The sequence below is a fragment of the uncultured Thiodictyon sp. genome (assembly GCF_903828115.1).
Taxonomy (GTDB): Bacteria; Pseudomonadota; Gammaproteobacteria; order Chromatiales; family Chromatiaceae; genus Thiodictyon.
Genome location: NZ_CAIKKU010000550.1, coordinates 1 through 9,224, shown reverse-complemented (window position 1 = coordinate 9,224; position 9,224 = coordinate 1). Strand labels below are relative to the sequence as shown.

At 67.1% G+C, this 9,224-nt stretch carries 11 protein-coding genes; 4 read left to right on the top strand and 7 right to left on the bottom strand.

From position 1 onward, the window contains the following. Nucleotides 1-228, top strand: a 228-nt coding sequence (locus QZY48_RS20470; RefSeq protein ID WP_295434639.1) for a hypothetical protein, incomplete at its 5' end; no start/stop codon positions are given. Nucleotides 229-236: 8 nt separating this feature from the next. Here QZY48_RS20470 and QZY48_RS20465 read toward each other — a convergent pair. Continuing rightward, nucleotides 237-830 carry a YceI family protein gene (locus QZY48_RS20465; RefSeq protein ID WP_295434636.1) on the bottom strand — a complete coding sequence of 198 codons (594 nt, stop codon included), beginning with the start codon at nt 828-830 and terminating at the stop codon, nt 237-239. Nucleotides 831-903: 73 nt separating this feature from the next. Beyond that, entirely contained in the window at nt 904-1,482 is a 579-nt protein-coding gene (locus QZY48_RS20460; protein WP_295434634.1) for a cytochrome b, read from the bottom strand. 173 nt (nt 1,483-1,655) lie between these two features. Here QZY48_RS20460 and QZY48_RS20455 point away from each other — a divergent pair, with 173 nt between their 5' ends. Then, nucleotides 1,656-4,118, top strand: a complete 2,463-nt coding sequence (locus QZY48_RS20455) for a heavy metal translocating P-type ATPase (RefSeq protein WP_295434632.1) — start codon at nt 1,656-1,658, stop codon at nt 4,116-4,118. 266 nt (nt 4,119-4,384) lie between these two features. Here QZY48_RS20455 and QZY48_RS20450 read toward each other — a convergent pair whose 3' ends face one another. After that, nucleotides 4,385-5,071 (bottom strand): SH3 domain-containing protein, encoded by a 687-nt coding sequence (locus tag QZY48_RS20450; protein WP_295434631.1) that lies wholly within the window; start codon nt 5,069-5,071, stop codon nt 4,385-4,387. A 133-nt stretch (nt 5,072-5,204) separates the two neighbouring features. On the opposite strand from QZY48_RS20450, the gene QZY48_RS20445 reads away from it, so the two are divergent. Next, nucleotides 5,205-5,429 carry a hypothetical protein gene (locus QZY48_RS20445; RefSeq protein WP_295434629.1) on the top strand — a complete coding sequence of 75 codons (225 nt, stop codon included), beginning with the start codon at nt 5,205-5,207 and terminating at the stop codon, nt 5,427-5,429. Then, the gene (locus QZY48_RS20440; RefSeq protein ID WP_295434627.1) at nt 5,378-5,683 is read left to right on the top strand and encodes a hypothetical protein; all 306 of its coding nucleotides are present in this window, start codon (nt 5,378-5,380) and stop codon (nt 5,681-5,683) included. Before QZY48_RS20445 ends, QZY48_RS20440 begins: the two co-directional genes overlap by 52 nt. Nucleotides 5,684-5,698: 15 nt before the next feature. Here QZY48_RS20440 and QZY48_RS20435 read toward each other — a convergent pair whose 3' ends face one another. The 4 genes from QZY48_RS20435 to QZY48_RS20420 all read right to left on the bottom strand — a co-directional run. Next, on the bottom strand, nt 5,699-6,688 hold the full coding sequence (locus QZY48_RS20435; RefSeq protein WP_295434625.1) for a transporter: 990 nt from the start codon (nt 6,686-6,688) through the stop codon (nt 5,699-5,701). An 88-nt stretch (nt 6,689-6,776) separates the two neighbouring features. Next, nucleotides 6,777-7,580 carry a transporter gene (locus QZY48_RS20430; RefSeq protein WP_295434623.1) on the bottom strand — a complete coding sequence of 268 codons (804 nt, stop codon included), beginning with the start codon at nt 7,578-7,580 and terminating at the stop codon, nt 6,777-6,779. Nucleotides 7,581-7,696: 116 nt separating this feature from the next. Further along, nucleotides 7,697-8,476, bottom strand: coding sequence for a DUF4239 domain-containing protein (locus tag QZY48_RS20425; RefSeq protein ID WP_295434621.1), 780 nt, complete (start codon nt 8,474-8,476; stop codon nt 7,697-7,699). Further along, on the bottom strand, nt 8,469-9,224 hold a 756-nt coding region (locus QZY48_RS20420), incomplete at its 5' end, for an HAD family hydrolase (RefSeq protein WP_295434619.1). The genes QZY48_RS20420 and QZY48_RS20425, both read right to left, overlap by 8 nt.

The following is a 9,224-nucleotide window of genomic DNA, read 5'->3' as shown; positions in this document are numbered from 1 at the left end:
GGCGACCGCTGCGTTGCGTGCTGCGGACAGGCCGGGCCGCACTGGGGTGCGGCGCTCCCAGTCGGTCGGCCTGAAGGCCGACCGACACACCGCGGTGGCCGGAACGATGATCGAGGCCAGATTATCGTAGCGTCCAGGATTGTCTTGAACGCCAGATGGCATCGTTTTACGATTACGACAACGACAACGACAACGACAACGATTGTGTTGTGTTTAACCTGTTCTTGACTCGTTACCTATTGCTTGGCCGCGGTAGCGACGACGTGGAACCTGATCTCGATCTCGTCGGCAACCGTGCTCACATCGGACCAGGGGCCTTCGCCGATCCCGAAGTCCAGGCGCTTGAGGACGAAGCCGCCGTCGAAGACGCCGGTGTTGCCCTCCTGCCGGAAGCTGAACGGGGCCCTGACCTCCCGGGTCTGGCCCTTGATCGTGAGCTTGCCGACGGCCGTATAGCCTTTCTCGCCGCGTGCCTCGACGCTGGTCGCGACGAATTGGGCGCTCGGGAAGGCCTTCACATTGAGCCATTGCTTGCCGACGACCTCGTCGTTTGCCTCCTGGGAGCCGGCGTCGATGCCGGCCCGATCGATCGCGACGCGGGCCGCGGCCAGGGTCGGTTGGGCGGGGTCGAAGGCGAGGGTGCCGCTGAACTTGGCGAAGGTCCCCGCGACCGGCACGCCCATCTGCCGGGAGACGAAACTGACCTTGCTCTGATCGGCCTGGACCTGGTTGAACTCCAGGGCCTGGGCGCTGCCCAGGCCCAAGGCGAGCAGCAGGCCGGGGAGGGCGGATGCGAGGGCGGTGAGGCGGTTTCGCGGTAAGGCAAGCATCTGGTGGTCCTCAGCAGTGGGAGCCAGGGCGTCCCGCCCCGGCGAGTTATGGATCATTTGCGTCTCTTGGCGTTCACTTGCGGCCAAACTGTGCCTTCTCGGCGTGCGCGCTCCGCAACTTGCCCAAGGGCAGCATCCGCCACAGGGTCCCGTCGCGCTCGATCAATTGGTGCTTGAGGGCGGCGGCGACATGCAGCACGATGAGCCCAAGCAGGGTAAAGCTCAGGGTCTCGTGCGCCGCTTTCAACCAATCGCCGAGCGCGGGGTTCCGGACCACCAGGTCCGGCAGGGGCAGGACACCCAGATAGACCACCGGGAAGCCCTTGGCCGAACTCATCAGCCAGCCGGACAGCGGCACGGCCGCCATCAGCAGATAGAGTGCGCCGTGGGTCAGGGTGGCCATGCGCTGCTGCCAGGCGGGGGCCGGCAAAGGTGCGGGCGGCGGATACCGCAGCCGGATCAGCAGGCGCGGCACGAACAGCAGGAGCACGGTCACGCCGATCCACTTGTGATAGGAATAGAGCCGCAGCTTGGTGGGGGAGAGCGGCAGGTCGTGCATGTACCAGCCGAGCGGCAGGGCGACCAGGATCAGGGCGGCGATCAGCCAGTGGGCCGTCATCGCGGGCCAGGTGTAGCGTGTCATCGGGGTCATTGGGTTGCGCCCGGTGGTGGTTCCGGCCGGGGGGCCGGGTCGTCATTAGGGTGTCCCTACTTTAGGCGCTCCACTGATCCGAGAAAAGTGATTTACTAGGAGAACAGTCTTGCCGCTGACGCGGCGTAACGGCGACCTGGCGCGGGTCGTCGGCAACCCGCGAGGAGCTTAACATGAGCCAGGAAATCCGCTTCGGCGTCAACGGCATGACCTGCGCCTCCTGCGTGGCGCGGGTGGAGCGGGTGCTGGCCCGTCAGCCCGGGGTCACGGCCGCCGCGGTCAACCTGGCGGCGGAGACCGCCGTGGTGCAGGGCGACCGGGTGGATGTCCCGCGGTTGCTTGAGGCCGTCCGGGGTGCCGGTTACGAACCGGTGTCGGCAACCGCGACGATTGGGGTCGCCGACATGACCTGCGCCGCCTGCGTGGCGCGGGTGGAGCGCGCCGTCCGCGCCCTGCCGGGAGTGATCGACGCCACGGTCAACCTGAGCACCGAGGCCGCGACGGTCCGGTATCTCCCGGACACTCTGAGTCCCGAGGGCATCGTCGCGGCCATCGGCGCGGCGGGCTATACGCCGATTGTCCCCGCGGCGGAGCCGCCAGGGGGCGCGGCCCCGGACCTGCCCCAGTCGCGGCAGGCAGCGGCGCTCGCCGGGTTGCGACGCGACCTCGGCGTGGCCGTCGTCTTCACGGTCCCGCTGCTGCTTCTGAGCATGGGACCCATGCTGCTGCATGGGCTTGGGCCTTGGCTCGGCTGGGCCCCGCACGCGCAGCAGCCCGCGCCCCTCTGGGATTGGGTGCAATTCGCCCTGGCGACCCCGGTCCTGCTGTGGGCGGGGCGGCGCTTCCTGCGCGCCGGCTGGACTGAACTGCGGCACCTGGCCCCCGGCATGAACGCCCTGGTGATGATCGGCAGCCTGGCCGCCTATCTCTACTCGGTCGCCGCGTTGACGCTGCCCGGATACTTTCCCGCCGGTACCGCCCACCTCTATTTCGAGGCGGCGGCGGTCATCGTCACCCTGATCCTGCTGGGGCGGACCCTGGAGGCCCTGGCCAAGGGCCGCACCTCCGAGGCCATCCGCCGTCTGGTGCGCCTGCAACCGCAGACCGCCCGGGTGGTGCGCCCGGACGGGGAGGCGCAGATCCCGGCCGCGGCGGTGGTCCCCGGGGACCTGCTGGCCGTGCGGCCCGGCGAGCGTATCCCGGTGGACGGGACCCTGACCGAGGGCGGGAGCTATGTCGATGAATCCATGATCAGCGGCGAGCCGTTGCCGGTGCGCAAGGCCCCCGGGGACGCGGTGCTGGGTGCGACGGTGAACCAGACCGGGGCCTTCCGCTACCGTGCCACCCGCGTGGGTGCGGACATGGTGCTGGCCCAGATCGTTCGGCTGGTGGAGCAGGCGCAGGCCGGCAAGCTGCCGATCCAGCGGGTGGCCGACCGCATCGCGGCGGTCTTCGTCCCCCTGGTCATGGGGGCGGCCCTGCTGACCTTCCTGGGCTGGCTGTGGCTGGGCCCGGCGCCCGCGCTGAGCTACGCCTTCGTCACCGCCGTGAGCGTCCTGCTGATTGCCTGCCCCTGCGCCATGGGGCTCGCCACGCCCACGGCCATCCTGGTCGGCACCGGCCGCGGCGCGGCCCTGGGGATCCTGTTCCGTCGCGGTGCCGCCCTGGAGACCCTGGCGCGGGTGGACCAAGTGGTATTGGACAAGACCGGGACCCTGACCGAGGGTCGACCGGCCCTGACCGATCTCACCGCCTTCGGCACGGACGAGGACGCCGCCCTGGCCCTGGCCGCCGCCGTGGAAGTCCACAGCGAGCACCCGATCGGCGCGGCCATCGTCGCGGCCGCACGGGCGCGGGGGCTGGTGTCGGCACCGGCGGCCGACCTGGAGGCCGTCCCCGGCTTCGGCATCCAGGCCCAGGTCGCGGGCCGCCGGGTCGCGGTCGGCGCCGCCCGCTTCATGGAGCGACTGGGGGTTGAACTCGCGGTTGCGGCCGACCTGGCGGGACATCTGGGCGCCGACGGTAAGACCCCGATTTATCTGGCGGCCGATGGCCAACTGCTGGCGGTGCTGGCGGTGGCCGATCCCATCAAGGCGAGCAGCCGCATGGCGCTCGCCCGACTGCACGCGCTGGGACTGACCCTGACCATGCTGACCGGCGACGGTCGCCGCACCGCCGAGGCGGTCGCCCGGCAGGTCGGCATCGAGCGCGTCATCAGTGAGGTCCTGCCCGGCGACAAGGCGGCCGAGGTCAAGCGTCTCCAGGCCCAGGGCCATCGGGTCGCCTTCGTCGGCGACGGTATCAACGACGCCCCGGCGCTCGTGCAGTCGGACGTCGGCATCGCCATCGGTACCGGCACCGAGATCGCCGTGGAGGCCGGCGAGGTCATCCTGATGACCGGCGACCTGACCGCGGTCGCCGCGGCCGTCGCCCTGGCACGGCGCACACTGCGCACCATCCGGCTCAACTTCTTCTGGGCCTATGCCTACAACGTCGCCCTCATTCCATTGGCGGCCGGGGTCTTCTACCCGCTGACCGGGTGGCTCCTAAGCCCCATGATCGCCGCGGCGGCGATGAGTGTCTCCAGCCTCTTCGTCGTCAGCAACAGCCTGCGGCTGCGGGGGTTTCAGCCCTGAACGCGATGGCCGGGCCGATGTGGATACCCGCCCCGCGCACCAGATCATCGCGACGAAGGCATGTTCGTGAGCAACAGCAGCCACCCCGCAAGATGAAAGGCGTGCGTGGTGGGCGGCTTGCAGCGGCGATGCGCTGCGAGGCCGCGGTAACCTGCGGCGTTGCGGCAGCTTGCGAGGCCTCGTCGCGGCTGAAGCCGCTCCCACAGCGTCGCCGCGCGACTTTCACGGCGTCGCGGCGCACGCCTGCGCAGGCTCTCCGGGGGCGACTAGTTGGACGACTCGCGCAGATAGCGGCCGGCGACCCAGCCGCGGCGGCCGGGGTCGTCCTGCATGGAGACCCGACACCACCGCTGGCCGCCGTGGATCTCGCAGCCGTGATTGCGCAGGACGGCGCCGTTGGGCAGACCGACGATGGTCGCGGCCTTTGCCGAGGGGCTGCGCCGGACGTTGAGTTGGTCATTCGCGGGGACGCCGGTGACCTGCCAGAAGTCCGGGCCGCCGGCCAGGCTGTCCGCGAAGTCGCCCTTGGGGGCGCTGGCGCCCGCGTGGGCGCCGCCGCCGATCTTGATACCGAGCCGATAGTTCGCCGTCTCGCCGCGGCGGGCGGCGGGGCGCATCAGGTAGACCCGGATGCGGTAGTTGCCGTCGGCCGGCAGGGTGCCGGTGAAGCGATTGCCGACGCTGCTGCCGACGAAGATGGCCTCGTCGGTCCCCGGGGGCAGGATATTGAAATAGGCTTGCGGATTGTCCGTGTGCAGGTCCACCGTCATCCGCTGCCCGGCCTTGGCCCCGAGCACATAGTCGACGTCCTGGTCGCCGCGCAGGCGGCCCTTGAGCGTGGTGCCCGAGGTCCCGGCCTTGAAGTGCACCGCCTCCTCGCGGATGCCATCGGCGGCCAGGACCGGCAGCGCCGCAACGAGCCAGACGAGAAAGATGAAAGGGAGTGATTTCATAGCGGAACTGAGGCCTCGGTTGGGATCAGGGATTGTGCCATATCAAGGGGTTAGCGAGTCAAGGACACGCTAGACACAATCGTTGTCGTTGTCGTTGTCGAAATCGTAATCGTAATCGGAGAAGCGATGCACGTTGGGGCGCGCGAGATTCCGGGGCGCTAGGATAATCTCGACAACGACAACGACAACGACAACGACAACGACAACGACAACGACAACTACAACGAAAATGGCGTTATCGGCAGTACCTAAAGACCCGGCTCGCGGCGGTAGGCGCGCAGCGCCTGATCGGCCTTGGTTACCTCGTTGCCTTGGCATTTCGGCGATACATTGGTCCGCCCGCCCGCGACGATCATAGTAGACGACACAGTCGTTCTTGAACACCACCTCGGCCTCGCCATTGCTGCCGGCGATGAGCTGCGGGGGCGCGCCGCCCCCTTCGTAGGGGTACTTCTCCCCATCGACCTTGGCGAGTCCCTGGACCTTGCAATGATGCAGTCGGTCTTGCAGACGCTCTGCCGTGGCATCGCGCAGGTCGCTGATTTGATAATCGCCGCGTATACGCCTTTCGCCGTCGCGGATGGCATCGCGTTCGCCGTAGGCAAGGTGTGAGGAACCCGCGCCGGCTCAAAACTGATAGACGAGCTTGAGCCAGACGTAGTCCCCCTCGAGCCGGTTTTTGGTATCCAACTCCCGGAGCCACCGCAGTTCGGTGACGAAATTCTGCTTACCCAAAGGGAGCACATAGCCCAGCACCGGCCCGAGGCCGGCCGTGCGGCCCTTGAAGTCGCCGAGGATCGGACGCTGTCCGCTGTCTGCGGTCACCTGCTCCACCCAGAAGCCTTCGAGGCCCAGGCTGAGAAAGCCTTTCCCCGCGGGGATGAGCTGTTGGACGCTGCCCTCCAGATGCACCAGCGTGCCGCTTCGGTAGTCGGTGTCCGGGTTCTGCGTGTTGAACATGACCCCGCCGTGCAGGGCCGCGTTGAAGCCGGTCTTGGGGTTGCTGTAAGCGGCGCCGACGATGGGGTTGATGCTCCAGTAGTTGAGCCCGGGATTGGCCAGGCGGCCCACCTCGTATTCCCCGGTCGGGGCATAGACCGAGAGCGCAAAATCGTATTGCCAGGAGCCCTCCTTCCAGCCGAGCATGACCGGGATTAGCGTCACATCGCCAAGCCCCTCCTTGGTGTCCCGCACCCGCAGGTTCCCGATGACGGTCTCTACCGTCGCTTCTGCCGTGATCCAGGTGTAGGGAAGTAGGGCGCCGACGCTGTAATACGCACCCAGAACCTTGTGATCGAGGGTATAGAAGCCACCGATCAACAGGGCGTCGAGGGTCGCCTTGAGGCCGAGGGCGTCGAGGCCGGCGACCGGAAGGGTTCTTTTGGTCCCCGCGTCGCCCTGGTAATGGAGGTAGACCGGCTCGACCACCCAGCCAGGTTGGGTCGGCGCCAAGTCGATCAGCGTCGCCACCGCGCCGGGCAGGTAGTGACTGGTGCCGCCTTCGGTGGCTGCCGCGCTCAAGGGGACGAGCGCGCAGAAGACGAGGCCGAGGCCGCCTGCCGCATGGCCCAGGAACGTGCTTCTTTGAGTCGCGCGGGCTGCGATCAGCCATCTCATGGGGAAGCGCCTCTATGGTTGGCAAAGGGGGTGGCAACAGCGCCCGGACCTCGGGCACCATTCGGCATAAACAGTCGCCTAAGCATCCCTATTGCGGAAACAACAGCACGACATTGAATCGCAAGGCCCAGCCCGCGGGGCCCGTGTCCGTGCTCGCCGCGTAATAGCGCGGGCCGGCCTGGAACTGCACCAGTTGCCCGCCGATCTTGGTCAACTTGGCGACCTGGACGGCGATGGGCACGTTCCATTGCTCGCCCTCCCAGTCGTAGGTGGATTCGGTCTGGAGCGTGAAGGTCCAGGCGGTGGGTGTGGTGTAGGTGACAAAGGGCTGGATGAAGGTGGCGTTGATGTCGGCGCGGTCGCGCGGCCCGGCGAAAGACCAGATATGATTTGCCAACAGGCCCAAAGTCCAGGGGCCTTTCTGGACCAGTCCGACGGCGGTCGGGCCGGCGCCCCATTTCTCGCTTCCCAACGGTTCATCGGTGGCGGTTGGCAGCAGGAACACTGGACCGGCACCCCAAATTAGCCCGCTGGCGGTCGGCGCCTTGGGCGAGAAGAAGAGGCTCTGCACCGTATCCGAGAGGCCGAACTGACTGTCGGCGCCCGGAACGATGCCCCACTGATCGACGACCGGCAGGATGGTGCGGGAGATCAGGTTCCAATCCTCGCCGATAGAGATCGGAATCACCGGTTGGAGGTTCAGCGTGTAGCGGCTGCCCCGGTCGTCCGGCCCGATGTTCTGCTCCCAATTCGACTGCAAGGGCACGCTGATCAGCGCAGCCACGGGATTGGACAGCTCCTTAGCGAGGGCCGCAGCATCGTTGGCGTGGGCAGCGGGAAGCGCCAGCAGGAAACCGGTGGCCAAGGCGATCCGCGTTTGTATCAGTCTCATTTGGTACCTCTTGAGATCACAGATTCCGAGCCATCCGATCCACCTGCGGAGTCATTCCGGGCAAGTGCGAGTGCCGAAAGACGAGTTTCGAGCAACTTAAGAGAAATCAGGGCGAATCACTTCATGCCGGCCCGCAGATTCATCAACGCCTGATCGAAGCCCTCGACCCGGATCAGTCCGAGGCGCGGGTACTCGATGTCGATGATGATGTAGACCGCAAGGGCCATTACGATGGCGAAGCCGAAGATGTGCAGCCAGGGGCGCCCCTTGCTGCCGGCCATGCCGTAGCCGGCCATGAGCGCCGAGGCCAGCGTCAGGATGACCAGCATGCCGTAGATGATCATTGGCGGGTGGATCGCGGTCGCGTTGGTTCGTGTGGTCGTGATGTCGAACATGTCGTTGAGTGCCGGCAGCAGAAGCTTCAGCGCGTCCGGCGAGGCACCCTCGCGGTGGGCGGCGGCAAGCACGGCAGTCCAGATCTCGCCCTGCATGGCATTGGCCTGGGTCAGCACCACCCGCGCCGCCTCGACATCCGGCAGCTTGCGATAGCCCTCAATGCGCGCGTCGAGATACCGCCGGAAGCGCTCCTGCATGGTCTCGCGCGCGCCTTCGGGCAGCAGATCGAGCCGCAGGTAGGCGGTGCCGATGGCATTGGTCTCCTGCACGATGAGCTCACGGCGGTCATCGAAGCGCGAGGCGGCCCCGGAAAAGGTGAAGGCGATCAGCAGCCCCACCAGACCGAAGATCGCCCCCTCGACGGCGCCCGTCCCGGCGCGGGCCCCGTCGGGGTCGCGCCTGAGACGTCGTTCACCGATCCGCCGGCCTACCTCCAGCAGGATCAGGATTCCAATGAAGAGTCCGAGGGCGACCAGCCAAGCGATCGAAATCTTACTCATGACGACCGTCAGGTGTGCTCGGCAAGACCTCGGGTGCGGGCGGGAAGACCCGGCTCCAGTCGCGTTTCATAGAGACGAGGGTCCAGCCCTTGGAACTGGCGTCGTCGAGTCCTTTGGAGAGACGTCCGACATGGCTCTCCCGGTCGTAGGCGTACTCCCGCTCGCCGTCGTCGTGGTGGAGGATGAGTCCCAAGCGCCTGCCGGCACCGGCGGTCGTCCATTCGAGCATCTGGTAGTCGCCGTCCGAATTGCCGAAGGCGAGGATGGGCCGGCGCCCGATATGTCGCTGGATGCCGGCGGGCTTGCCCGCCTTGTCGTCGATGAAGGCGATCTCCGGCTCGCGCATCAGCACGGGCGTGCCGTTCTTCACCTCGTATTTCATGGCGATCTGCGACCCGATGACCTGTTCCGGCGGGATGCCGTAGACGCGCTCGGTCCATGGGCGCATGAAATCGATGCCGCCGCCGGAGACGATGAAGGTCTTGAAGCTGTTGGCCCGCAAGTAGTCCAGCAGCTCCAGCATGGGCTGGTAGATGACCTGGGTATAGAGCCGGTCGAAGCGGGGGTGGCGCGCGGAGGCGATCCAGTCGCTGACGATCCGCTCGAATTCCGTGATGGTCATGTTCGCATGGGTGGCGGCCAGCAGCTTGGTCACGCCATCCATGCCGCTGGCCTTCAGTGCCCCCAGGTCGCCCGTGAGCACGGCCTTGAAAGGCTGCTCTTCCTGCCACTCCGGATGCGCGGGGGC